Here is a 24,834-nt window from a genome sequence, read left to right as displayed (position 1 = left end):
TTATTGGCCTTTGCAGTAGTTGGCGGTGTCGATAAACACCTGCTTCAACTGGTAGTTGTGGGTGGCGAAGTTTTGGGTGAACTCCTCAACTTTGGCGCGATCGGCGGCATCGCCCGGTTTGCGCAGGCACACGTTTTGAAACACTTTTTCAACCTGGCAGCTGGCAAAGGCTTTGGAGTGAGCAAGCTCCATGTTCATGGTTTTGGCTCCACTGCCGCTGCCCGTTAATGCCGGTGAATTCCACGCCCAACCCAAGTGGCTGTTCTGGCCCTGCCGCCAGTAGTTTGTCCAGTCATCGTTGGTGGTGACGTAGCCGGGCTTGAAGGTGGAGCTGTTGATGCGGTATTTCTTTTCCACGCGCGAATTGGTGTCCGGATCGAGTGTGCCCTCGGTGTTGTAGTGAATGGCACCGCTTGCACCATCGGGGTCTGCGTCGATATTAAATTCGTAATCGTAATAAGCGTAGGCTTTCGCCAGTGGGTCCATGCCGTTGTGGCAGCCGATGCAATTGTTGAGAAACACGCGGCTATCGCCACCGGGGCTGCGGCTCACATCCTGACGGATATAGTCCGGCACCAGCGACGTGTCATGAACTTGTTCCAAATCGCGGCATAAGTGGTTGATCAGGGTAAAGCGAAACATGGCGCGGTTGGTTCCGGCGATAAAAAATGCTTTGGCTGCCGCACGGCTGGTGATCACGCCGGAGGTGGCATCGGATGGCAAGCCATTCAAGCTCGATTGGGTGCGGCGTACCAAGGTGTCTTTCAGGCTGACGCTCTGGTTTTCAATGGCAACATAGTGATCGTTATTGCTGTTGGAATAGGCGGGTAAACCGCCCGCGCTGCTGGTGTAAACCACATCGTCATAAAGCGCCGTGCGGAAATCGGCGTTGTCGCGCACCAGACCGATAATAGTCGCGGTGTAGTCGTTGAGTGGTGCGAATACCGTCTGCTCACGGTTGGTCCAGGGAGTCGCCATATTTTTCAGTGTGACGCTGTAAAACGCCTCGTTGTCCATGGCGATTTTTACTGCTTCGGCAGTTTGGCCCGCGTCTATCTGCGCGGTCATTTGCAGCAGCACCGCTTCAGTGGGCGGTACACCGGCGACACGGTTGTGGATTTGCAGCGCTTGCTCGCGTGAGCCTGCCTGGGTGGCGGGCGCAATCAGCGCCAGTGCGAATAATCCGGCGGGCAGATAAAACGCCAGCTTGCGGAATAAGCAGTTAGAGGGAATAGTCACGGTGGCTCCCGGTCAATGGCTGCAACAAGCGTGGCAGCGACATGCAGACAGTGTTAAACGATAAGTACGATAGCGAAGCGATAAACGTGGTGACTATGCAGTGAATATGCCGAAAAAGTGGGCACAAACGTGTATCGGCCTGCATGTTTCCAGAATTAGAATTGGTTCTCTCTTCCTGTTTGCGGTGGCGCTTTTTCCTTGTCGTTTGGGCGTGATTTTAGCCCTATCCCAGCGGTTTCCTTCTGCCGTTAGTCGGATAGTTTACCGCTGTTTATGTGGCATAAATTGTCACTTTGGTGTGCATATGGGCAGAGTGAGAACTGGTTCAACTCCGTAGGGGTCAAGGCCAGTAAGCGCTTTGTGCCGGTAAAGCGAGAAGGGGATCACATCGCTTTCTGTGGAATCGGATGAAGATCGCGCCTTTGGCTAGTATTGGCTGAATGCAATCGTGTTGGCGCGGCTTTTGATGATCAAGCTGCGCGAATCGCTCTATAACAACATTGGCAACCGTTTTATGAAATGCGAATTGGGGTTTTCTCTGCTCACTCTCAAGGCTGATTTTCTGTTTTGGCGGAATGCCTGTTTGGCCTCGCTGACGAGCATTCTGTTGGTGTTGGCCGGCTGTGGTGGTGGCAGTGGAGGTGGCAAGTCCGATGGCGGGCAACAGCCTGATCCTGTTGTGGTGGATTTGCCTATCGCCTACATCGAACGCCCTATTCCGGTTGATGAAGACGGTGAGCCAGTTTTCCCTGATGTGTTTGAGCCAGCGGCTTTTAATCCCGGTGCCAAATTAATCCTGAAAGAGCGTGCCACTGCGCAGGCAACGCCGGTTGATATCAGTTCGGCCGCTTTTCCGCTGGAGGATTTTCCCGTTGAGGACTATCCCGATGGCCCGCTCTACGATGTAAAGGATATTTCGGTCCACCCCGATGGGCAGCGTCTGGTATTTGCGATGCGTGCGCCGGAAATCGAAGATGCTGACGAAGACGAGCAGCCCACCTGGAATATCTGGGAATACCATCTGGAAAGCAAAACCCTGCGGCGCATTATTGCGACCGATATAGTTGCTGAGGCAGGGCAGGATATTTCCCCGCGCTATCTGCCCGATGGCCGCATTTTGTTTGCCTCCACTCGCCAAACGCGCAGCAAAGCCATCTTGCTGGATGACGGCAAGCCCCAGTATGCCGCCGGTATCGAGGACGACCGCAACGAACCCGCGTTCGTGCTGCACACCATGAAAGACGACGGCACCGACATCCAACAAATTACTTACAACCAAAGCCATGATATCCAGCCCGGCGTTTTGCCTGACGGGCGCGTGTTTTATATGCGTTGGGATGCCATGGGTAACGATAATCTCAGCTTCTATACCGTCAACCCCGATGGCACCAATAGCCAGATTTATTATGGCTACAACAGCCTGAACGAAGAGCCGGAAGATGACACCCAAAGCACGCCGCGCTTGTTTGGCCTGAACCCCATGCCAGACGGACGTATCGCTGCCATCCTCAAACCCAGCGGCGCGCTGTTGGGGGGCGATATGGTGGTGATCGATGGTGCAGGGTTCCGTGAATTCGACCGCCCGGTTCAGGGGGCTAACAGTGCAGGCGCGGATGGGCAGACCCGTATATCCATACTGCCGGTTAATATCCGCGAAGGCGAAAATGAAATCTCACCGCACGGGCGTTTTGCCTCGCTTTATCCGCTCTACGATGGCACCAATCGCCTGCTGGTGAGTTGGAGCCAGTGCCGTCTGCAAGAGCCGGAAACCGAACGTCTCCTGCCGTGTACTGAAGCCAATCGGGCGATCCCTGATATCACCGAAGCAGAGCCGTTTTACGGCATCTGGATTTACGACATCACCCAGCAAACCCAACAGCCGGTAGTGCTGGCAAAGCCGGGGCTGATGTATACCGATGCGGTCTCGCTGGAAAAAATTACCCCGCCCACCTTTTTCCGCTCGGAAGTGGATACCCAGCTGGCGCAGGAATCGGTCGGGGTGCTTCATATCCGCAGTGTGTATGACATCGATGGCAGCTTTGGCCGCTACGGTGTGACCAGTGCGCCAGCAGACCTGGTGGCGATGGCTGCTGCTGCCCCATCCCAGCGCCCCGCGCGCTTTTTGCGTTTGATCAAAGCTGTTTCCATGCCCGATGACGATACGCTCGATTTTGACGGCTCTGCTTTTGGTGTTAGCGGCGGGGTGATGCGTGAAATATTGGGTTATGCGCCCATCGAGCCGGATGGTTCGGTCAAGGTAAAAGTCCCTGCCGATGTTGCGTTTACCATTGAAATTCTGGATGTGAATGGTCGTCGTATTAGCCCGGCACACAATAACTGGTTGCAGCTGCGCCCGGGCGAAGTGCGCGAGTGCAACGGTTGCCACGACAATCGCAACGATGTCGCCCATGGCCGTGCCGATGCCGAAGTGGCTGCGCTCAATCAGGGTGCGGTAACCAGCGGGATGCAATTTTTAAATACCATCCGCTTTGACAGTTTCGGTACACCCATCACCCCGGCGATGGGTGAAACCATGGCTGAATTTGCCGCGCGCTCGACCTTCTGCGCAGAGGCAGGAAATGCCGCGAGCTGTGCACCCGTTGCGCAGCGCCAGCCGAGTGTGGATATCGTCTTTAACGATGAATGGACAGACCCTGCAGTGCGCGCCAAAGAGCCTGCTTTTGATTATCGCTATAGCACCCTTGTAGATGATCCCGCGCAAATCCATGCGCCTACCTCTGAAGCCTGCATGGAGCCGGATGGCTGGAACAGCTTGTGCCGGATCACCATTAACTACGAAACCCACATTCAACCTTTGTGGGAGCGCAGCCGCATAGTCAATGCCGTTGAGCGCCAATGCACGGGTTGCCATAGCCGCAACACCACCGATCTCAACGGCAATGCGCTTGTGCAGGTTCCAGCCGGTCAGCTAGAGTTGACGAGCCAGCCGTCGGATATGAATAACGATCACATGACCTCTTACAGTGAGCTGCTTGTGGATGATCTGCGGCAGGTTCTGACGGGTGACATGGCAGGTCTTACCGATAACATTCCGGTGTGCGAATTTGTTGTCGATGAAGATGCGATTCCCGAGTGTCAGGTTGTATTTGATACCGACGGAAATCCTACCTGCGACGGCGTTGTGGATTGCCCGTTTGTACAGCAAGACATAACTAACGAATTGGGTGAAGTTGAACAGGTATTGGTATTGGATGCCGAGGGCAATCCGATCCCTCTTACCGAGCAAATCGATGTCACAGCATCTATGTCGGCGGGTGGCGCGCGTGCCAGCGCACGGTTTTTCAGTCGCTTTGCTAATTTTGACGCGGCGACGGATACTGTTGACCATCGCGGCTTTTTAAATTCCAGTGAGTTGAAATTATTATCCGAGTGGCTCGATATCCGCGCGGCCTACTACAACAATCCCTTTGATTCGGTAGATTGATTTTCAATGACGATTTTCAGCGCAGCACAACAACAAAAACAGTCGCGCCGCTATTTTTCAGTAGTCGCCGGTTTGTCAATGGTGCGCTTGCTTTTGTGTGGTTTACTGTTGGCCGCGCAACCCGCATTGGCGCAAAGTTGGTTTGGTAATTGGTTTGCAGAAGATGAGCCGCTGCAGGTCATTGTGGACGATGCATTTATCAATGTGTATTCCGGCCCCGGTCGTGGCTATCCCATTTTTCATGTGGTCGAGCGCGACGAAATTATTACGCTTATCAAGAGCCGCACGGATTGGATAAAAATCAAAACCAAACGCGGAATAGTCGGTTGGATCAAGCGCGATGATATGCAATTTACCTTGGCGCTGGATGGCAGCAAACCGGAGTTTCCCGATACCAAGCAAGCCGATTATTTGGTGAACCGATTTGAAATGGGTGCAGCCTATGGTGACTTTGCCGGTGCAGACAGTTTGTCGATGAATGTGGGGTATCGCTTCACAAAAAATTTATCGGCGGAATTGCGCTACGCCGAAAACACCGGCCAGTTTTCCGACAGCCAAATTATCGCAGCGGGCATTTTATTCCAGCCGTTTCCTGAATTGCGCGCATCACCTTTTTTAAGTATCGGCGGCGGTACGATTAATACCTTTCCCAGCTCGACACTGGTACAAACCGAAGATCGCGAAGACAATTTATTACAGGCAAGCATAGGCACTTATGTGCATTTGACGGGCCGTTTTTTCCTGCGGGTGGAATACACCAATCACTACATACTCACCAGCCGCAATACCAACGAAGAGGTTAATGAATGGAAAGTCGGATTCAACGTCTTTTTTTAATCGCACTATTGCTTGGTACGACTTGCGTTGGGCAGCTGACCTATGCGCAGGATGACTCCAGTGAAAGCGAAGATGATGAGCTTGAGCAGATCATCACGCCGGACATCAAACGCCGCACCATTAAAGAAGATGATCTTGATAGTGAAAATTTTGAAATGGGCGCGTTTTTTGGGTTGCTCAGTATTGAAGACTTCGGCACCAATGAAGTGCAGGGGATTACCTTTGCCTATCACATAACCGAAGACTTTTTTGTTGAGGCTGCCTACGGCATCAGTAAAACCGAAAAAACCAGTTATGAATTGTTGAGCGGCGGTGTAGAACTGCTTACCGATGACGAGCGCGATTTGAATTATTACAACCTGTCACTTGGATACAATTTCTTGCATGGGCAAGTATTTATTTCCGATAAATGGACGTTCAATAATCACTTTTATATTTTGGCAGGTGCAGGCAATACCGATTTTGCAGCGAAAGATTATTTCACTACCAATATTGGTGCTGGGTTGCGCTTTTACACCACCGACTGGATGGCGTTGGATATCAGCATGCGCGGCCACAGCTTTAAGCACGAACTATTTGGTGAAAGCAAAACCGTAACCAATCTGGAATCGCGCATAGGTTTATCGTTATTTTTTTAATGGCTATTTTTAATACGGTTATTTGAGTGGTGAATTCAATGATGTTATTGCAAAAAATGTTTGCACGTTTGTTGATGCTGGTTTCTGTCGGCGTTTTTTCGTTGCACGCAGCGGCTGATGCCGCTCCCGATTTCACCCTGCAAAGCAGCACCGGTGAAAATGTGCGCTTGGCTGAACAGCGCGGCCAAGTGGTGATGTTGAATTTCTGGGCCTCCTGGTGCGGCCCTTGCCGTAAAGAAATGCCGCTGCTGGACGAAATGTCCAAGCGCTACAGTGCCGCGGGTTTCGTGCTCTATGGTGTGAATGTTGAAGAAGACAATACTGACGCAAAAAAACTGATTAAAGAATTGGGCGTGACCTTTCCTATTTTGTATGACACCGAAAGCAAAGCGAGCAGCTTGTATAACGTTGATGCTATGCCGACTACGGTTGTGATCGATAAAAAAGGCCAGATTCGCTACGTCAATCGCGGCTACAAAGCGGGCGACGAAAATAAATATCGCGATCAAATTCGAGAGCTGATTAAAGAATGATCCTGCGCCGCCTCACATTACTCGCGCTGCTGTTGTGCATCGCTGCCTGTAGCTCGTTAAAACCTTGGGTGAAGCCTTACGAGCGGCAAAAAATTGCGGATGAAATCATGAGTTTCGAGCGCGATCCGGTCGCTGATTCGTATTTGCATCACGTTTATGATGCGCGCGAAGCCGCGCGTGGTGGCGACGGCGCATCGGGAGGTGGCTGTGGCTGTAATTAATTCTTCATCGTCATTCCCGCGTATGCGGGAATCCAGTTTTTGTTTGCTTTTATCGTTTCTTTTACTTGTGCTATCGACGCTAACGCAAGCCGCCGTATTACCCGATGAACGCATCGATGTGTTGTACCACGGTTATGATGGTGGCGGCGCAACCATCGATGGCCCTTCGATTTTGGTGCGCAAAAATATTGGTACCTCGGTATCCTTGGCGGCCAATTATTATGTCGATATGGTGAGCAGTGCATCGATTGATGTGCAAGCAACTGCCAGCCCCTACAGTGAAGAACGCAAAGAAACCGGCCTCAGTGGTCAATACATGGTTGATCGCTCCACCATCAAGTTCGGTTACGTCAGCAGTAAAGAAAATGATTACGATGCATCGACCTATTCATTGGGTATCGACCAAAGTTTTTTTGGCGATTTAACCACGCTCGGATTTGGTGTGAGTTTTGGTGAAGATGTGGTTGGGCAAAATACCGACCCGACTTACACGCGCGATTTGCAGCGCCGTAAGTACAGTGTCAATGCATCGCAAATTGTCACCAAAAATTTACTGGCCTCGCTGAGTTTTGATAGCGCCACCGATCAATGTTTGAATCTCACTCAGGAAGAGAGTTGTTTAAATAACCCTTATCGTTCGGTGCGTTATTTAAGTGGCACCGGCGGTTATCTGTATCAATCCGAGCGCTACCCGCACACGCGCAACAGCGATGCACTGGGGTTGCGCGCCATTTATTATTTGCCCTATCGCGCCTCTGTCCGTTTTGAAGCGCGCCAGTTTTCTGATAGCTGGGGTATTGATGCAGAAAATATCGAGCTGCGCTATTTGCATCCCTACGGCGAACAGTTTTTGATTGAAGTGAAATTCCGCATGTACGAGCAAACCGGTGCAGATTTTTACGCGGATTTATTCCCCTATCGTGATGCCCAAAACTTTTTGGCGCGCGATAAAGAATTAAGCCCGTTTTCATCCACCACGCTGGGCTTGGGTGTGACCTATAAAATTCCACCAGGTTATATTCCCTGGTTCGACAAAAGCACCGCGAATCTCTATTGGGATCACTTCAATATTGACTACGACGATTTCCGCGATGCGCGTGTCTCCCCTGAGGAATTTGCTGCGGGTGAGGAGCCGCTTTACAGCCTGCAAGCCGATGTGATCCGCTTATATTTTTCCTTTTGGTTTTAGTTTCCGGCAATTCCCCTGATCGGGCGCAAAGGTTCATCCGTAAGATGATATTTTGTGCCCCTATCTCTATAATCCCGAGCCTTTTTCAAGGTTGCCGATTGTGGCAATCATTGCCTTTTTGCGAATAACAAGTGAGAGAACTGTGTCTCCTGAGTCCATAGTAATTGTCGATTATGACGCGACCTGCGCCGCCGGTAGCGGTATGCATGAGCTGCGTGTGGCGCTGGCCAATCAACGCTCCGGCCTGCGTCCCAATGACTTCCCAGGCTGCGATTTGCCGACCTGGATTGGCCGTGTCGCGGCGATTGATGACTATGTGTTTGCGCCCAATATGGCCGCGTGGCAGAGCCGCAATAATGCGCTCATCGCCTTGGGGTTACAGCAGGGCTCGTTGCAGCAATCGCTCGCCAAACTGATTGAGCGTTTTGGTTCAGTGCGCATCGGTGTGGTGATGGGTTCCAGCACCTCCAGTATCGACCGTTCGGAAGAAGCTTATCGCCAGCTGGATGCGCAAGGTCAGTTGCCGCCGCAATTCCTGCAAGAGCAGGTATTAAACCCTCATGCGCCGGGTTTGTTTGTCGCCGAATTGCTGGGGCTGGATGGCCCAAACATGACGGTGAATACCGCCTGTTCCTCCTCCGCCAAAGTGTTTGCTACGGCGGCTCGCTGGCTGCGTGCCGGTATTGTGGATGCGGTGTTAGTCGGCGGTGCCGATACGCTTTGCCAAAGCGTGCTTTATGGTTTCCACTCTCTGCAGCTGGTATCTGAATCCCCCTGTCGCCCCTTTGATGGCGCGCGCGATGGCATCAATCTGGGTGAAGCCGCTGGTTTTGCGATTTTGGTGCGCGGCAGCGATGCTGAAGCTATTGAGCACACCGGCATTCAAGTGAGCGGCTACGGCGAAAGCTCGGATGCGCACCATATGTCCCACCCGCACCCCGAGGGCGAGGGCGCGCGCTTGGCGATTGAGCAGGCGCTGGCGCAAGCGGATTTAACCCCGGCGCACATCGACTATATCAATCTGCACGGCACCGCCAGTCGCGCCAACGACCATATTGAAGGCAATCTGGTTGGCGCACTGTTTCCATCATCCATACTTGCCAGCTCCACCAAAGGTTGGACAGGTCATACGCTGGGTGCGGCTGGAATCCTCGAATCGATTTTTGCGCTGGAGGCGCTGCGCTCCGGTCTGGTGCCGGGCACACTGAATTTGGCGCAGGTTGACCCTGAGATCGCCATCCGCATGAGCGCCGCCAACCAAACCGCAGAGCTAACCCATGTCATGAGTAACTCCTTCGGTTTTGGCGGCAACAATGCCTGCCTGATTTTTAGCCGTGCGGAGGTGGCCGTATGAGCCAGCAGAAGATGGCGGTAGATCTGGTGGGTGCAGATCTTGTGGGGATAGGCGTTTGGGGGCCAGCCTTTAATAACTGGGCGGAACTGCAGACGCTGTTGGCTAATCCTGCGATTGGCGAAGAGCTGCAGTGGGCGATGCAAACGCCAAAGCCAGAGATTATCCCCGCCAATGAACGTCGCCGCGCGCCGCTGCCGGTGCGTGCTGCGGTGGAGGTGAGTTGGCAGGCGCTGCAACAGGCGGGTTTGGCATCCAGTGAGGTGGCCTGCGTATTTGGCTCTGGTTTGGGCGATACTGAAATCACCGACTATATGTGCCGTGTGCTCACTACGCCGGAAAAGCAGTTGTCGCCCACCAAATTCCACAACTCGGTACACAACGCCGCAGCGGGTTACTGGACTATTAGTACCGGCTGTATGAAATCCGCCAACTCCATCGCCGCCTACCAAAATACCGCTGGTTTGGCACTGCTGGAGGCGATGATCCAGTGCCAGCAGCACAATGAGCCGGTACTGGTGACCCTGTTCGACACCGCCGCGCACGACGCCTATCGCCAGATTTTTGCCTGCGAATACAGCTTTGCGGTAGCGCTGCTGATTGTCCCTGCGGGCACGGCCGCGGCTCCCCTGGCGCGCTTGGCCATAAGTGCTGAAAACAGCGAGGCGGTCGCTGCGCCGGAGTTGCCCTGTACCCAATTGGCCGCGCTCTATCGCGACAATCCCTCAGCCAAGGTGCTGGGTCTGTTGCAACAATTAGCGCAGAAGCAAACCGGGCAGTGTGCATTTGCTCTCAGCCCCGCGCGCGCGCTCAATCTTGAGGTGAGTTTTTAGGTGATGACGCAAAACCTGTCCTATTGGGATGTGATTATCGCGGGTGGCGGCTTGGCCGGTTTGGGTTTGGCCAAGCAGCTCAAGCAGGCAAATCCCGAATTGGCGATTGTGGTGGTGGAAAAGCAGGGCTTTCCGCGTCCGCGCGCCATCGCCAAAGTCGGTGAATCCACGGTGGAAATCGGCTCCCACTATTTGTCGCACCACCTGGGGTTGATGCAGCATCTCAAAGAAAACCACCTTAAAAAATTCGGCATCCGTATTTTTTTTGGTGCGCCAGCGGAAGATTTCTCCCAACAGGACGAGCTGGGCGCAAGCCAGACCTTTGGTATTCCCACCTATCAAATCGACCGGGGCGATATCGAAAATCACCTGGCTGATGAGGTGCGCGCACTGGGCGTCAGCCTGATCGATAATGCCGATATCCTGCAGCTGGGCACCCAGGCTGAAACTGGTTCGGCGCAGGACAAACAACTGCTGGTTCGCACCGCTGCAGGCGAGCAAACCTTGCTCGGTCACTGGCTGGTGGACACCGCCGGGCGCGCCGGTTTGCTAAAGAATCACCTGAAGCTCGCCGCCAAAAACGAGCACAAATCCAACGCAATCTGGTTTCGAGTGGATCGCAAAATCACCCTGGACGACTGGTGCAATAGTTCCGAATGGCACGCCCGCTGTATGCCCGAAGGTCGCCGCTGGCTCAGTACTAACCATTTGGTCGGGCCGGGTTACTGGGTGTGGATTATCCCGCTCGCCTCGGGTGTGACCAGCATCGGCATAGTGATGGACGACGTTGCCTTTGATGCGGCGGCAATTAGCGACCAAACCTCGGCAATGGCGTGGTTGGCGCAACATCAACCACGCTGTGCAGCGTCAATAGGCGATGCGAACTTCCTCGATTTTGTCCTGCTGCGCGATTACTCCTACGACTGCAAACAACTGTTCAGCGACCAGCGTTGGGCGGTGGCGGGTGAGGCTGGTGTTTTTGCCGATCCGTTTTACTCACCCGGCAGCGACTTTATCGCCTTCGCCAACGGTTTTATTAGCTCGCTGATCACCGCCGAGCGGCGCGGGCAGGATATCCGCGTGCAAACCGTGGTTTATGAGCGATTGCTGCGCTCCATCTACCAAAACACCCTGTCGCTCTACACTGGCCAATACGGCGGTTTTGGCGACCGGGTGATGATGGGGCTAAAACTCCTGTGGGATTACAGCTACTACTGGGGCGTACTCTCGCTGCTGTATTTTCGCGACGCGCTGTGCGACTTTGAGCGCATCCGGCCTTTGGGGGGTGAATTGCACAAAGCCCAGCAACTCAACCAGTCCATCCAAGCCCTGTTCCGTGCGCGCGCCGAGCGCCGCTTGCAGCTGCCTAATCGCGGCGTGTTTATGGATCAATACCAAATCCCCTGCCTGCAATTTTTTAACAAGGTATTGATGGAAGAGCCCCAGCTGCCACTTGCCGATGAACTCGCGCGCAATATGGCATTGGTTGAACAAGTCGCCGAGGCGGTGCGGGATATGTTGGGTGACATGCCAACGCTCGACATCAGCGCTGCCGAGAGTGAGTTGTTGGGTGACTATCGGTTAAAAATTCTAGGCTGACGGTTAAAAATTCCAGGCTGAGGCTAGTGGCCGCGCAGCTGCCGGTAAAACGCCAGCAGCTTGGCGCGCGGTAATTTGCCGTTATCTTCGCGCGGCAGTGCATCCACCAGTAACAGCGGGCGCGGCATAAATACCGGGTCCAAATGCGCGGCAAAACGCGCGCTTATATCCTGTTTGCTGGCGGTTGTGGCGACCACCAAGGCGACCGGGCGGGTGACTGCTTGAGTGCCATGCTCTGGCATAAACACCACACCATCCACTACGCCGGGCGTGGCCAACAAAAGCTTATTCATCTCTTGTAGCGAGCCGCGTTTGCCGGCGATTTCGATCATGTCGTCACTGCGCCCCAGCAGGCGAAAGGTACGACCATCGCGGGTCTCGATACGATCCTGCACTGGTTGTTGCTGCGGCAGGTGATCGCCGCGAATCACGCTTAACTCCTCCGCAAATTCCAACCCTTCAAACAGCTGCCACACATCGCCTTGCGCTGTGCGACGGCGCGCCATAGAGCCGACTTCGCTGCAGCCGTAAACCTCTATCAACTCACCGTCAAAACAGGTTTCAGTGGCTTGCGCAAGTTCAGTGGATAAGGGCGCCGTGGCGCAGAGCAAATGCGCTGCTTGCGGCATGGTCACGCCGCTGGATACCAGGGCGCGCAAGTGCACCGGCGTGCTGATCAGCAAACGCGGTGCCGGTAGTTGTTGCAGGGCATTGGCCACATCCTGCGGGAACAGCGGGCGCGCATCGCTAATACACAGGCGCGCAAATAACGGCAGCAGCAGGGAAGTTTCCAGCCCCCACATATGTTGCGCGGGCACTGTGGCGAGCGCGAAGCGCAGCTGGTCGAGGTAGTTATCTCCCAGCATGGCCTGGGCGTTCATCCGGCTGCTGGTGACAAAGGTATGCCAGGGTTTCAGGTTGGCTTTGGGCTGACCGGTAGAGCCAGAGGTAAAGGCGATGGCGGCGAGCTGGTCGGCGGGGATTGTGGGAATCGCGGTGGCCGCGGCGGCGCGTAAATCCAGTTGGTTCAGGTTGCGCTGGGTACAGCCGTCAAGCAGGGTTTCCAGTCCATCGTGCAATACATAGCTGTGCGGATATTGATCCAGCAGCTGTTGCTGCGTGGCGAGCGCGCGATTTTGCGGTAGCAGGTTAGTTTGCCCGCGCAGCAACGCGGCGCAAAACCCCAGGGTAAACAGGTAGCGGTTATCGCAGAGGTTGATAACCGCTTCTGCCTCGGGCAAACGCGCAGCCAAGTGCATAACCTGCCCAATAAACTCGTCTACCCTCACTGTGCCTGTATGCTCGCCAAGGGCGGGCAAGGGCTGGTTGATCCGGGCAAAGTAGTCATCCAATTGCCGCTCAAGTAGCGGCAATTGGTTGGTGGTTGGATTTTTTATCGAGGTTTCACAAGCCATAGCAAGGCAGCTAGTGCTTACTTACTTTTATTGGCTTGAACAAAGTCGGTAAGGGTGGCGAGGCTGGTGAATGCCTTGCGGGTGCTTTCATCTTCCGCTTGCATTTGCACGCCGTATTTTTGGGAGATGGCGAGGGCAATTTCCAATGCATCGATAGAATCCAACCCAAGGCCATCGCCAAAAAGCGATTCATCCGGGGCAATCTCATTGGCTGCTATATCTTCCAGATTCAGTGCTTCTACCAGTAATTCGGCCATTTCCAATTGGGCAGCAGTTTGCGCAGACATAAATACCTCGGCGTTATTGTCGTTTGATTGTGTGGAGCTAATCTTGTGTGGATTGGTGTTGAAAAGGCGCGCAGTTTAGTCCTTTTGTGCTCCAAAATCACCCGCGCTTGCGCCATGCAGCGTTAACTTGACGCGCGTTTTTGGTTACACTCGCGCCCTTTCACGCCATCGACCAAAGTGACAAGACGCTGTTATGCCCATACTTCGCCAGGAATATTTATCTGCCAACGCGGTGACGGATACCGCCCAACTGCTCGCCCAGCCCGGGGTGCTTGCGTTGGTTAATTTTGGCGACCTGTGCGAGCCCGGTGAGCAGCCGGGCATTATCCCGCTGGGGATGCCGTCGCTGAGTGATAAACCCTGGGAGGTTATCCGCTACGGCGATTCTGTTGCACAGCGCGGTACCGATGAGCACTGCCAGTGGAGTTTGATTGAGGATGTGCTCTGCGTCGCCACCTGGATCGCCCCGCAAGATTGCAGCGATATAGAAGCCGCGACCGAGGTGGCCTATGGTCGCTTGTTCCGCGTCATCCAGTCCAAAGGTTTTCCCTACCCGTTCCGCATTTGGAACTTTATGCCGGACATTAATCGCGGCGATGGCGACCGCGAGGAATACAAGAAGTTTTGCGTTGGGCGTGAGCGCGCATTTGATGATTATCATGTCGCGCCACGGGAATATCCGGCGGCTTCCGCGCTGGGGCATCACACACAAGGTGCAGTGATTTATTTGCTGGCCGGGCGCAATTCCGGTGTGCATCACGAAAACCCGCGCCAGCAACCCGCTTACAAATATCCGCGCGAGTACGGCCCAAGCAGCCCGAGTTTCGCTCGCGCAACCAGTTTGGCGCTGCGCAGCAAGCCGCAGGTGTTTGTCTCTGGCACTGCCAGTATCATCGGTCACAACACGCAGGCAGTGGGTGACTTGCAACAGCAATTGGCGATCACACTCGACAATATCCAGCACTTGCTGCAACACGTAGAGCAAGCGGAAAGCGAGTTAAGTGCAGTGCGCGTGTATCTTCGCCACCCGCAAGATCTTCCTCTGGCGCAAGCATTGATTAGTGCCCGTTTGCCGGAGTCGGCCGTCAACTTTATTTATGCCGACATTTGCCGCAGCCAGTTATTGGTTGAAATCGAGGCGCTGGCTACGCCTTCATCGCCATGAAACAACTCAATTGGTGCTGGCGTTTGCTGGCGACCGCCTTTTCTTTTGTCCTTTTTGCGCTAGGGGCCTTGCTGCTTGCGATCCTGCTTGCGCCCCTGATCCGTCTGCTTCCCTGGCCTGAGCAACGTCGCCGTCAACTGGCGCGGCGATCTATCCAGCGCTGGGTTAGATTTTATGTGTGGATAATGTGCGCGCTGGGGCTTCTAACGGTTGAGTTTGAAGGCGAGGCTGCGCTCAGCCAATCCGGTGTTCTGGTGGTTGCCAATCACCCCACTTTGCTTGACGCGATTCTGTTGATGGCGGTAATGCCCAACGCCACGTTTATTATGAAAGCTGCAATGGCGCGCAACCCGTTTACCTGCTGGATTGTCAGCCTTGCCGGTTACATTCCCAACGACGAAGTGGGGGTGGAGCTGGTCGAAAAAGCGGCGGCAGCGCTGCGCAGTGGTGAAACCCTGATGATCTTCCCTGAAGGTACCCGTACCGATGGCGACGAGCTTAAGCTCAAGCGCGGTGCCGCCAATATCGCGCTGGCGGCAGCTTGCCCGCTCTTGCCGGTGGTCATTGATTGCCAGCCCATGACCCTGCGCAAAGGCGAACCCTGGTATCACATCCCGCCTGCCAAACCCCATTTCAGCCTGCGCGTGTTACCGCTTATAGCGCTGGATGAAGTGGTCGATAAATCCCAGCCTCCCGGTTTGCAGGCGCGCACTCTCACGGCAGCGCTGCGCGATGTCTTACAAGGCAGGCAAGGCTAACTGCTTACTGGCCGATAAAACTTGTATAATCCCGCGCCTGTTTAATCCGGTTGCAAAGTGCCTTCTATGATCCATACCCGCGAAAGTCTGTTAACCCGTATCGCTGCGATACTCCAGGAACAATTTGATGTGGAGCCAGACTCCATCACTCTGGAGTCGCGCCTGCGCGAAGATCTGGATATCGATAGCATCGATGCCGTGAATTTAATGATCGAATTAAAATCCATCACCGCCAAAAAAATCACCTTGGAGAACTTTCACCAAGTCAAAACCATTGGTGATTTGATTGAAGCGATTCTCGCGTTTTTACATCAGGATCAGGCAGCCAACTAATGCAGCGCCGCCGCGAGCCAGCCGCAGTGCTCAGTGTGGATACTGCCATCACTGTGCCGTTTTTTGATGTGGATTCCATGAACATCGTGTGGCACGGCCACTACTGCAAATATCTGGAAGTGGCGCGCTGCAATTTGCTCGATAAACTCGGTTACAACTACACCGATATGAAAGCATCGGGCTTTATGTTTCCGATTGTGGACATGCAAATTAAATACATCCAGCCGCTGGTGTTTGAACAGCAAGTGATAGTGACGGCGAGTTTGGTGGAGTGGGAATATCGCTTAAAAATTCATTACGTCATTCGCGATGCGCTCACTCATGCAGTATTGAGTAAAGCCCACACGGTACAAGCAGCGGTAGATGCGCACACCAAGTTGCTGCGTATCGGCAGCCCTGATGTTTTGATCGATAAAGTAAAGCAACTCTTAAATAACGCAGCTCTCAAATAACGCAACTTTTAAATAACGCGTAAAGCGGTTTTTAGAATAACGAGTTAGCCTAAAGAAAATGCTCCCATGTTGATAAACCAAACGCAATTGCTAAAAACCATAACAATACTGATGCTGGGTGTGTCAGCCTTCTGCTCTGCTGTGGTTTATGCAAATGGCAATACAAACCTGCTCGATGCCTACCTGCCGGAAACCTGTAACCAGACAGGTCTTTATCAGCAGCAAAAATCTATCGCAGGCATTAGTAAGCAACTGGAAACCAGTGGCAGTTTTGTATTTGCCTGTGACAAAGGATTGTTGTGGTACGCCGGCGCGCCGTTAAATGAAACGCTGGTATATGAACTGCAAGGCAGCACCCAGTTAATTCCCGCTGCGGGCGCGCCGAAAAAAATTTCCGGTGCGGTACAAAAACACTTGGGCAAAATGCTCAACCACTTGATCGGCGGCGACCATCGCTATATTGAAAAAACCTTTTCAGTTGCGCAGACCGATACCGGTGTTCGCCTGATGCCGCGCAATAAGCGTATGGAAAAATTCCTGCGTTCAATTGATATCACGCGCACTGACGGGGCGGTGAGCATTTATATGCAGCATCAAGGCGAAGAATTTACTGCAATCAAGGTGTATCAATTACAGGCATTGGCGAGTGCATCGTTTGAACAGTGCCAGCAATTAGCCCCGGAGGCAGCACCTTCGTTTTCGATTGCTTGCCAACATTTATTTCGATAATCAGTTCTATTTCAATCACAGCTTTAGTTGAGTGAAGGCTTTATGACGCAGCATGTTTATCGTCGCTGGTGCAGCGTCGCCCTCCTGATCCTTACGTTGGTATCCCTTGTCTGTTTTTGGTCGATAAGCCGTACAGGTTTGCAAATCGATACCAATCTGCGCAGCCTTTCACCTTCATTCTCTGTCGATGCCTCGGTAAATCAGGCGCTTAATAAAATGTCTGCCGATGCCGCGCAGCAATTTATGCTGGTGCTGGTGCATGAGGATGAAGATTCGCTCACCGATGCCAGCGATTATTTGCGTGAATTAATCGAACAAGAAGCGCAGGTCATTCGTTACGTTGATCACACCCCATTGCTTGATACCTATGCGGCGCAGTTACAGCAGCACTCATTTCATATTTTGGGATCGCAAGCGCAAGCGGTACTCGCCCAAGGTGAGGATGCTGCGGTATTGAAACTGGGAGAAAACAATCTCTACGGCACTGGCGGTATGCTGCGTTTGGTTCCTGTGGTTCGCGATCCATTGGGTTTTGCGAATGAATACGCAGTGGGGTTATTAGATCGCATTGGCGTAAATAACAGTGACGAAATCCAAGCGGTAACACGCGCAGGGAAAGACATCTTTATTGCGCCCCATCAATTGCGCTTGGCTAGCGATGCGATGGAAATGAAACAGCAGGATCTGGCGCTAGCGGAACTTGAAAAAATTACCGCACAATTTAAAACGGAATATCCCGATGTAGAAATAGTAGAATCCGGCATTTTATTTTTTGCAGCTGACTCGGCCCAGTCAGCGCGGGCGGATATTGAAACCATCAGCACCGGTTCTACGATTGGTGTGTTGTTATTGGCGCTGTGGATTTTTCGTGGGCCGCGTGCCTTGGTATTGCCTGCGTTATCAATCGGCTTGGGTTTGGCGTTTGCGTTTAGTATTTGCCATTACTGGTTGGGTTCAATCCATGTATTAACGTTGGTGTTTGGGTCGAGTTTGATCGGCGTGGTGGTGGATTATGCGTTGCACTATTTTTATTTTCAGGCACATCACCCGCAGGGCGAAAACCGTTTGCCGCTTTACCGCGCACTGATGTTGAGTTTGTTGTCCAGCGTAATCGGTTTTAGCGCATTGGCCTGGTCGGGGTTGGCGGCGCTGCAGCAGGTGGCCGTGTTTGCGGCCTTGGGTTTGGTCTACGCCTGGTTGGTGGTGATTTCACTCGGCCATTTCCTCACTAAAAACGTAAAAGTGTACGATGCCGGTTTGCAAAAAGCGGTGCTGGGTGTGCTGCGTTTGTTTGGCAAGTTGCGCGCGGTGCATGTCATTGCGGCCATGTTGATGGTGCTGGGTGCGAGCTTTTGGGTGAATCGTTTTGACTTTCCGGTGAGCGATAATCCGCGCAGTTTTTTTGCCGCCAATCCACAATTGATTGAGCAAGAAAAACAAGTCAGCGAATGGGTTGCGAGCCACGAGCCAGCGAGTTTTATTCTGGTTCACGGTGAGAATGCGCAGCAAGTGTACGATCGCATCGCGCTGGTGCAAGCCGCTGTAGAAAATTCGGCACAAGAAAATGAAGCATTGCTGCCGCTGCTTGGCGTTCATCAATTTTTTCCATCACCCGCCCAACAGCAAACGAACTATCAGCTCAATCAACGTATTTATGGTGCAGATGGTCTCGCTGCAACATTTATCCAGCAGCAAGGGCTCGCGGAAATTTCCGCGCAAGCCTTGGCTGAGGCGTATCGCGCGCAACAGAATAATGCGTTGAACCCAGCGGAATTTTTTACCGAAGGCGCATTTTTATTGCCGCCACTTTGGATTGAAAGTGATAAAGGTGTGGATGCCTTTTTAATGCTGCCCAAGTCAATGGATCTACATAAAGTGGCCGAGCAGGTTGCAGCAATTTCCGGCGTTCGTTTTTTTAGTGCGATGCAAGACGCAGAAATGGGTATGAAAAACCTGCGCCAATCTTCAATGAAATTGCTGTTGCTGGCCTTGGCGTTGATGGCGGCGCTATTGCTTATTCGCTATCCCTGGCGAACCGTATTGCAGCTGATGGCGGTGCCTGCCTTTGCTATTTCAGCCAGTTTTATTTTGTTGGCCTTATTTAATGTGCCGCTGACATTGTTTCATGTCATGGCGCTCTTTTTGGTGGTCGGCTTGGGCATGGATTACGTCATCTTTATTGCCGAGATGAGCGAAAATTCAGTAGAAACCTTATCTGCAGTGGCGATTTCATCCACCACCAATCTTTTATCTTTCGGTTTGTTGGGCTTGAGTATTTTGCCTGCGGTGAGCGCCTTTGGTTTGGCCTTATTTATTGGCAGCAGCTTTAATCTATTGGGTGCATTACTTCTGGCCAGCCGTCGCTGGAAAAATCATTAGTGTGATATTGGTGTAGGCAATTGTAAGTAAATTACAGTTAGCAAAAATGACGAGTAAACAACTATGAGCAAAAAACGTGTATTGGTGACCGGTGCCAGCCGTGGAATTGGCAAAGCCTGCGCCTTAAAACTCGGTGCCGATGGTTTTGATGTGTGTGTACACTATCGCTCCGGAAAAGCTGAAGCAGAAGCCGTTGCCGCTGAAATTATTGCCAATGGCGGCAGCGCCAGTTTGATTCAATTTGATGTGTGCGAGCGCGAAAAAGTGAGCGAGGTATTATTGGCTGATGTTGAAGCCAATGGTGCTTTTTACGGTGTGGTTTGCAACGCGGGCATCGCGGCAGACAATGCTTTTCCTGCGATTACAGGCGAACAGTGGGATTCAGTCATTCACACCAATTTGGATGCGTTTTACAACGTGCTCTATCCGCTTGTTATGCCAATGATCCGCTTGCGCAAGGGTGGTCGTATTGTGACGATATCATCCGTTTCTGGTGTGATTGGCAATCGCGGCCAAACCAATTACAGCGCTGCAAAAGCGGGCATTATCGGTGCCACCAAAGCGCTGGCGATTGAATTGGCCAAGCGCAATATCACCGTAAACTGCGTAGCGCCCGGCGTGATTGAAACCGATATGATCGAAGGCATTTATCACGACGAAGCCATGAAATTAATTCCCATGCAGCGCTTCGGTAAAGTGGACGATGTTGCAGCAACCGTGAGCTTTTTAGTGTCCGATGCAGCGGGTTATATAACGCGGCAAGTGATTAGTGTGAATGGGGGAATGTGTTGAATCCCCCGCCCCCTTTTACAAAGGGGGCGGGGGATTTGCTGTTAAACCCGCTTAAAAATCAGCGATGTGTTAACACCGCCAAACGCAAAATTATTACTCATAAAATATTGCGCGGTTAATTCGCGCACTTCATGGCGGATGTAATCCAGCTGGCCGCAATTTTCATCCAACTCATCCAAATTTAAATTGGGCGAAAACCAATTTTCATTCATCATTTCTATGCCGAGCCAAGCTTCTAATGCGCCGCAGGCACCAAGACTGTGACCGATATAACTTTTCAAACTGCTAAAGGGGATATTGCTGCCCATCACAGTTTGGGTGGCATGGGATTCGGCAATATCGCCGTGGACTGTGGCGGTGCCGTGGCCGGAAATGTAGTGAATTTGATCGGCATTTAATTGCGCATCCTGCAAACTTTTTTGCATGACTTTTGCCATGGTGGCTTGATTGGGGCGCACTAAATGATTGCCATCGCAGTTGGTAGCAAAGCCAACCACTTCGGCAAGAATGTTAGCGCCGCGTGCGACGGCGTGATCCCATTCTTCCAGAATTAATGTGCAAGCGCCTTCGCCCAATACCAAGCCATCGCGTTGGGTATCGAATGCGCGTGGCGATAAATCGGGCGTCGCATTTTTTAAACTGGCGGAGTAAACCGTATCGAATACAGCGGCTTGTGTCGGGCAAAGTTCTTCTGCGCCGCCGGCGATCATAATGGTTTGCTGACCGCTGCGAATGGCTTCATAAGCAAAACCAATACCCTGGCTTCCGGCAGTGCACGCGCTGCTGGTGGTGTACATGCGCCCGCAGGTGCCGAACAGCACGCTGATATTGACCGCAGCGGAATGGCTCATCATGCGCAAATAGGTTGTGCCATTTAATTTGGCCATGGATTTGTGTTCGAGCAAGCCAAAAAATTCCATCGCCGCATCACTGCTGCCCGTGGCAGAGCCGTAAGCAACGCCGGTTTCATCGCTGCTGATAATCGGATCTTTAAATAATCCGGCGTGAATCAACGCTTGCTCGGTTGCGACAACCGCCATCTGTGCCACACGCCCCATGCCGCGTTTTTTCTTCATGGTGTAATGCGCGGGTATTACAAAATCATCCACGGGCGATGCAAGGCGGGTTTGCAATTCCGGATACTGATCCCACTCGTGCATGTAACGAACACGATTTTTTAATTGCAGAATATTTTCGCGAATGGTTTTCCACTCGTGACCCAATGCTGATATGGCACCGGCTCCGGTAATGGCGACACGTTTTGTCACGCGCTTGCTCCTGTTATTGGTGGAATTTCCTGTTGTGCTTTAGCTTCTTCGTTCGCTTGTTCTTGCGATTGGTTTTCGTACTCGCTCAGCGGTTTGCGGAATACTGATAATTTAGCGCGTGCCACACAGCGTTGATCGCGCAGGTTAATTATCTCGCATTGAAAATTAGCCAGGCTTTCGCCAACAACGGCGCTTTCCGAACAGCGCACTTGCAATACATCGCCCGCGCAAAAATAGGGAACAAATACCTCGTATTTGCGGGTTCCTAATAACAATCCCAAATGCGGCGCGACTGTACCTTGCTGCAGTTGATAGCCTGCAATCAATGCCGCTGTTTGCCCCATGTATTCCACACCAATCCAACTGGGTACACCTTTGCCTGCAACAAAAAAAGAAGACTGTTCGCTAATGGTAATTTCTGCGCAGGAAAAATTGCCAGCCAACTCAATAATGCGATTGATCAACAGCATGGGCTCGCGATGCGGTATTAAATCGTAGATGCGTGAATCAATCATCTGGCAGATTCCTCGGCAGATTCATTGGCAGACCGGCTGCTCGCCCAATAGGGATAAAAATTAAACCATTGCAGTGGCGCACGTGCCGCTTGTTGCTCCAAGGCGTTGGCATACTGCTGGGCGTAGGCGTGTAATTGTGCTCCGCCGTCTTTGCGTGGCAGTGTCACTTGTTGTGCAAAGGGAACCAATTCAAAAACAATTTTGTGCGCGCTGCGATAGGAAAACATCAATTGCACTTCGCACTGCAATACTTTGGCGAGCATATAAGGGCCGATAGGTAATTGCGCGGGGCGGCCTAAAAAATCTACCGTGACGGTGCGCGCCTCTCCGCTGAGTGGAATCCGGTCGCCGGCAATAAATAGCCATTCGCCATTATCAATTTTGGTTTTCAATTGCAGGATGAGTGGAATATCCAGTTCATTGACTTGGTAAATATGAATGCGCGATTCCGGATTAATTTTTTGCATCGCACTGACAAAATTGGCGGAGTGTTGATCGTAAACGAGTGCATTGATCGTGCGCGCTTTATAGCGTTGCACAAAGCCACGGCAATATTCCAAGTTGCCCAGGTGGGAGCCAATAATTAATTGGCCATTGGTTTTTGCCATAAATTCAGCCAGCAAGGGTTCGTTGGTGATTTCAAAATCCTGCTCGTTGATGGGCGTACTCCAGGCGAGGAGTTTGTCCAGGATGCATTGTCCAAATGAATACATATGACGAAAAACATCGCGATAACCGGGTGTTTTTCCTTGCCAATAATCGGGATATTTTTCGGCATGCGTACGTAAAAATTCGAGTGATGCACAGCGTGCGCGGCGGTTAACCAGAAAAAAATACGCCATGATCGGATACAACAATGCGTTAAAAAATCCTCGTCCGAACATGCGTTGTATCCACAGCATAAATAGAATGCCGCGAATAGTGCCGGACTCTTGTAACGTTGACCAATGCGCTTGTTTTTCGGCTGCAGTTGTTGATGCTGTACTGGTGTCCAACTCTGTCATTATTGACCTCGCAAACGCTGCCATAGCAGCACCGGCAAACGGATCAACATGCCCAGCATTAAACGGCTGTGTAATTTAATCAGCAACAGGTTATCGCGCAGATAATTAAAGTGCGACACACTTTGCTCGGGATAGATGACATGGGTATTGAGAAATACCAATGTGGTATTGCTCCACACCGCTTTTACCAATAGCTCGGTATCAAAATCCATGCGATTGCCGACGAAGTGGCGGTCGAGTACATCTTCAGCTGCGTGGAGTGGATACACACGAAAGCCGCACAGCCCGTCTTTAATCCGCAGTGACAAAGTTTCCAGTGCGACCCAAAAATCAGTGACTTTGCGGCCATAGACGCGCGCTTTGGGGGCGGATGTATCAAACACGGGTTTGCCACAAATAATGGCATCAGGTTGTTGCTGTGAACACTGCACAAACTTTTCAATATCGGCGACGTCGTGTTGCCCGTCGGCATCAATCTGAATGGCGTGGGTAAAACCCAGATTGCGCGCAAAAGTGAAACCGGCTTTTACTGCCGCACCTTTACCGCGGTTGCGCTGCAGTGCAAAAAAATGCACGTTGGTGTAATGCGTAATCGCTGCTTCTACTTGCGCGCGGCTATCGGGATTGCTGCCGTCATCCACAATGACCAGCGGTAATCCACTCGCGACTAACTGCGGTAAAAACGCAATAAATTGACGCTCATGGTTGTAATGCGGAATTAATAAACAATAACTCATGATGTATTACTGCGTTACCGGTGATTGGCCTTGGAAAACCAATTTACCTTCAGAGAAAAGAGTGTCGTTTTGACTGTAGCGAAATTTTACCGTTGTACTGCTGTAGCTCAGTGTTAATTGCAAATGCTGCCCGGGCAAAATGACCTGCTGGAATTTCAGGTTATCGATACGGATAAATTCATCGCCAATATTAAATAGCGATTTGGCAAGCTCGCCTGCCCAATGGGTTTGTACAACGCCTGCGACTACCGGTTGTTGCGGAAAATGCCCTTCCAGCCAATGCATATCATGGGCGATATACATATCGATGACGCATTGATCTTGATCGCGGCTAATGTTCTCCATGCGCGGCCAGTGCGCAGAAGAGAATTGTTCGCGCAGTTGCGCAAGGAGATTTACATCGGTCATTGGTTTTTATCGCGTGAATGCAGCCTGTTGGGTTGGGCGACATGATACTCCAGCCAGCGGTCTAACCCAATTGTCCGATTTTAGTTCTGCTCGTTGTGCTTGCGGATGTAGTGCCGACGGTAGGCGTATTCGCACGCAAAAAACAGCGCAAAAAAACCATAAGAAAGCAGCCCGGTATAGAGTACCCAGCTTTTCATGCTGGCAAATGAGGCAAGATAAAGTGCAATCAGGCCGTTACCGATCAGTAAGAAAACCCACACCAATGTCAGTACGCGAATGTAGTGTTTTGCCTTGGGGGTAATCACTGCGCCGCCAAGGCGAGCCATGCGCTCAATAACAGTTTCTTTGTGACGAAGGCTGACCGCAAACAGCGCGGCGACGGACCAACTGATGATGACAGGATAAAGCTTCAGCCAATGCTCGCTGTTGCTGAGCAATAATCCTGCACTGTAAACCGACACTGCAGCGAGTAGCAGGATTTGGCTGGTGTCGGATTTATTGTTCGTACTTAAAAATTTGACCAGCCCCAAAACGAAAATAATGATCGCAAATGTGGCCGGATTAAGGTGCTGGATTCCAAAATACACCAGCACCGGATAAGCGATAGAGACGATGGTGAGCAGTAATGTCAGTAACGATTTCATGAATGCAGGGCAGGTGTGTGGCGGATAGGACAATTCTATTGATTGAAAGTGTGTCGATCCTGC

The 24,834-nt window shown here is 52.0% G+C and carries 25 protein-coding genes; 16 read left to right on the top strand and 9 right to left on the bottom strand.

All coding sequences use genetic code 11. The annotated features are described in order from the left end of the window. Positions 1 to 1,239, bottom strand: a complete 1,239-nt coding sequence (locus B2739_RS04495) for a hypothetical protein (RefSeq protein ID WP_414633209.1) — start codon at positions 1,237 to 1,239, stop codon at positions 1 to 3. Positions 1,240 to 1,705: 466 nt separating this feature from the next. Between B2739_RS04495 and B2739_RS04490 the strand changes: the two genes are divergently transcribed. The 9 genes from B2739_RS04490 to B2739_RS04450 all read left to right on the top strand — a co-directional run bounded on the left by B2739_RS04490 (position 1,706) and on the right by B2739_RS04450 (position 11,885). Then, entirely contained in the window at positions 1,706 to 4,684 is a 2,979-nt protein-coding gene (locus B2739_RS04490) for a hypothetical protein (protein WP_331345120.1), read from the top strand. 6 nt (positions 4,685 to 4,690) lie between these two features. Further along, the gene (locus B2739_RS04485; protein ID WP_331344677.1) at positions 4,691 to 5,521 is read left to right on the top strand and encodes an SH3 domain-containing protein; all 831 of its coding nucleotides are present in this window, start codon (positions 4,691 to 4,693) and stop codon (positions 5,519 to 5,521) included. Further along, on the top strand, positions 5,491 to 6,159 hold the full coding sequence (locus tag B2739_RS04480) for an outer membrane beta-barrel domain-containing protein (RefSeq protein WP_331344676.1): 669 nt from the start codon (positions 5,491 to 5,493) through the stop codon (positions 6,157 to 6,159). The genes B2739_RS04485 and B2739_RS04480 overlap by 31 nt, the downstream gene beginning before the upstream one ends. Before the next feature lie 38 nt (positions 6,160 to 6,197). Next, positions 6,198 to 6,692, top strand: a complete 495-nt coding sequence (locus tag B2739_RS04475) for a TlpA family protein disulfide reductase (protein WP_414633208.1) — start codon at positions 6,198 to 6,200, stop codon at positions 6,690 to 6,692. Next, positions 6,689 to 6,913, top strand: a complete 225-nt coding sequence (locus tag B2739_RS04470) for a DUF4266 domain-containing protein (RefSeq protein ID WP_331344675.1) — start codon at positions 6,689 to 6,691, stop codon at positions 6,911 to 6,913. The genes B2739_RS04475 and B2739_RS04470 overlap by 4 nt, the downstream gene beginning before the upstream one ends. A gap of 22 nt (positions 6,914 to 6,935) precedes the next feature. Continuing rightward, positions 6,936 to 8,102 carry a DUF3570 domain-containing protein gene (locus tag B2739_RS04465; protein WP_414633211.1) on the top strand — a complete coding sequence of 389 codons (1,167 nt, stop codon included), beginning with the start codon at positions 6,936 to 6,938 and terminating at the stop codon, positions 8,100 to 8,102. Positions 8,103 to 8,244: 142 nt separating this feature from the next. After that, positions 8,245 to 9,456, top strand: coding sequence for a beta-ketoacyl-ACP synthase (locus tag B2739_RS04460; RefSeq protein ID WP_331344673.1), 1,212 nt, complete (start codon positions 8,245 to 8,247; stop codon positions 9,454 to 9,456). Beyond that, positions 9,453 to 10,286 (top strand): beta-ketoacyl synthase chain length factor, encoded by an 834-nt coding sequence (locus B2739_RS04455; RefSeq protein WP_331344672.1) that lies wholly within the window; start codon positions 9,453 to 9,455, stop codon positions 10,284 to 10,286. The genes B2739_RS04460 and B2739_RS04455 overlap by 4 nt, the downstream gene beginning before the upstream one ends. 3 nt (positions 10,287 to 10,289) lie before the next feature. Continuing rightward, on the top strand, positions 10,290 to 11,885 hold the full coding sequence (locus B2739_RS04450) for an NAD(P)/FAD-dependent oxidoreductase (RefSeq protein ID WP_331344671.1): 1,596 nt from the start codon (positions 10,290 to 10,292) through the stop codon (positions 11,883 to 11,885). A 23-nt stretch (positions 11,886 to 11,908) separates the two neighbouring features. On the opposite strand, the gene B2739_RS04445 is transcribed toward B2739_RS04450, so the two are convergent. Both B2739_RS04445 and B2739_RS04440 read right to left on the bottom strand, forming a co-directional pair. Continuing rightward, a complete protein-coding gene (locus B2739_RS04445; protein ID WP_331344670.1) occupies positions 11,909 to 13,300 on the bottom strand; it encodes an AMP-binding protein in 1,392 nt (463 codons plus the stop codon). 17 nt (positions 13,301 to 13,317) lie between these two features. Continuing rightward, positions 13,318 to 13,587, bottom strand: coding sequence for a phosphopantetheine-binding protein (locus B2739_RS04440; RefSeq protein ID WP_331344669.1), 270 nt, complete (start codon positions 13,585 to 13,587; stop codon positions 13,318 to 13,320). Positions 13,588 to 13,780: 193 nt separating this feature from the next. Between B2739_RS04440 and B2739_RS04435 the strand changes: the two genes are divergently transcribed. The 7 genes from B2739_RS04435 (at position 13,781) to B2739_RS04405 (ending at position 20,195) form a co-directional block, all read left to right on the top strand. Then, complete coding sequence (locus B2739_RS04435) at positions 13,781 to 14,752, top strand: dioxygenase (RefSeq protein WP_331344668.1); 972 nt, start codon at positions 13,781 to 13,783, stop codon at positions 14,750 to 14,752. Beyond that, positions 14,749 to 15,510, top strand: coding sequence for a lysophospholipid acyltransferase family protein (locus tag B2739_RS04430; protein WP_331344667.1), 762 nt, complete (start codon positions 14,749 to 14,751; stop codon positions 15,508 to 15,510). Before B2739_RS04435 ends, B2739_RS04430 begins: the two co-directional genes overlap by 4 nt. 66 nt (positions 15,511 to 15,576) lie before the next feature. Next, positions 15,577 to 15,843 (top strand): acyl carrier protein, encoded by a 267-nt coding sequence (locus tag B2739_RS04425; RefSeq protein ID WP_049631741.1) that lies wholly within the window; start codon positions 15,577 to 15,579, stop codon positions 15,841 to 15,843. After that, complete coding sequence (locus B2739_RS04420) at positions 15,843 to 16,295, top strand: acyl-CoA thioesterase (RefSeq protein WP_331344666.1); 453 nt, start codon at positions 15,843 to 15,845, stop codon at positions 16,293 to 16,295. Before B2739_RS04425 ends, B2739_RS04420 begins: the two co-directional genes overlap by 1 nt. Positions 16,296 to 16,361: 66 nt before the next feature. Further along, positions 16,362 to 17,024: a hypothetical protein gene (locus tag B2739_RS04415; protein WP_331344665.1), complete on the top strand. Its 663-nt coding sequence runs from the start codon at positions 16,362 to 16,364 to the stop codon at positions 17,022 to 17,024. 42 nt (positions 17,025 to 17,066) lie between these two features. Further along, positions 17,067 to 19,403, top strand: a complete 2,337-nt coding sequence (locus B2739_RS04410; RefSeq protein ID WP_331344664.1) for an MMPL family transporter — start codon at positions 17,067 to 17,069, stop codon at positions 19,401 to 19,403. Between the two features lie 63 nt (positions 19,404 to 19,466). Then, on the top strand, positions 19,467 to 20,195 hold the full coding sequence (locus B2739_RS04405; protein ID WP_331344663.1) for a 3-ketoacyl-ACP reductase FabG2: 729 nt from the start codon (positions 19,467 to 19,469) through the stop codon (positions 20,193 to 20,195). A 41-nt stretch (positions 20,196 to 20,236) separates the two neighbouring features. On the opposite strand, the gene B2739_RS04400 is transcribed toward B2739_RS04405, so the two are convergent. The 6 genes from B2739_RS04400 to B2739_RS04375 all read right to left on the bottom strand — a co-directional run bounded on the left by B2739_RS04400 (position 20,237) and on the right by B2739_RS04375 (position 24,771). Then, the gene (locus B2739_RS04400; RefSeq protein ID WP_331344662.1) at positions 20,237 to 21,463 is read right to left on the bottom strand and encodes a beta-ketoacyl-ACP synthase; all 1,227 of its coding nucleotides are present in this window, start codon (positions 21,461 to 21,463) and stop codon (positions 20,237 to 20,239) included. Further along, positions 21,460 to 21,978: a hypothetical protein gene (locus B2739_RS04395; RefSeq protein ID WP_331344661.1), complete on the bottom strand. Its 519-nt coding sequence runs from the start codon at positions 21,976 to 21,978 to the stop codon at positions 21,460 to 21,462. Before B2739_RS04395 ends, B2739_RS04400 begins: the two co-directional genes overlap by 4 nt. Continuing rightward, entirely contained in the window at positions 21,975 to 22,982 is a 1,008-nt protein-coding gene (locus B2739_RS04390; protein ID WP_331344660.1) for a hypothetical protein, read from the bottom strand. Before B2739_RS04390 ends, B2739_RS04395 begins: the two co-directional genes overlap by 4 nt. Beyond that, complete coding sequence (locus tag B2739_RS04385; protein WP_049631749.1) at positions 22,982 to 23,719, bottom strand: glycosyltransferase family 2 protein; 738 nt, start codon at positions 23,717 to 23,719, stop codon at positions 22,982 to 22,984. The genes B2739_RS04390 and B2739_RS04385 overlap by 1 nt, the downstream gene beginning before the upstream one ends. A gap of 6 nt (positions 23,720 to 23,725) precedes the next feature. Further along, positions 23,726 to 24,127: a hypothetical protein gene (locus tag B2739_RS04380; protein WP_331344659.1), complete on the bottom strand. Its 402-nt coding sequence runs from the start codon at positions 24,125 to 24,127 to the stop codon at positions 23,726 to 23,728. Positions 24,128 to 24,207: 80 nt separating this feature from the next. After that, entirely contained in the window at positions 24,208 to 24,771 is a 564-nt protein-coding gene (locus B2739_RS04375) for a septation protein IspZ (RefSeq protein WP_331344658.1), read from the bottom strand. Positions 24,772 to 24,834 lie beyond the last annotated feature (63 nt).

This window comes from Cellvibrio sp. UBA7661 (assembly GCA_002483365.1).
GTDB lineage: Bacteria > Pseudomonadota > Gammaproteobacteria > Pseudomonadales > Cellvibrionaceae > Cellvibrio.
This window is presented reverse-complemented; position numbering and strand designations above follow the sequence as displayed.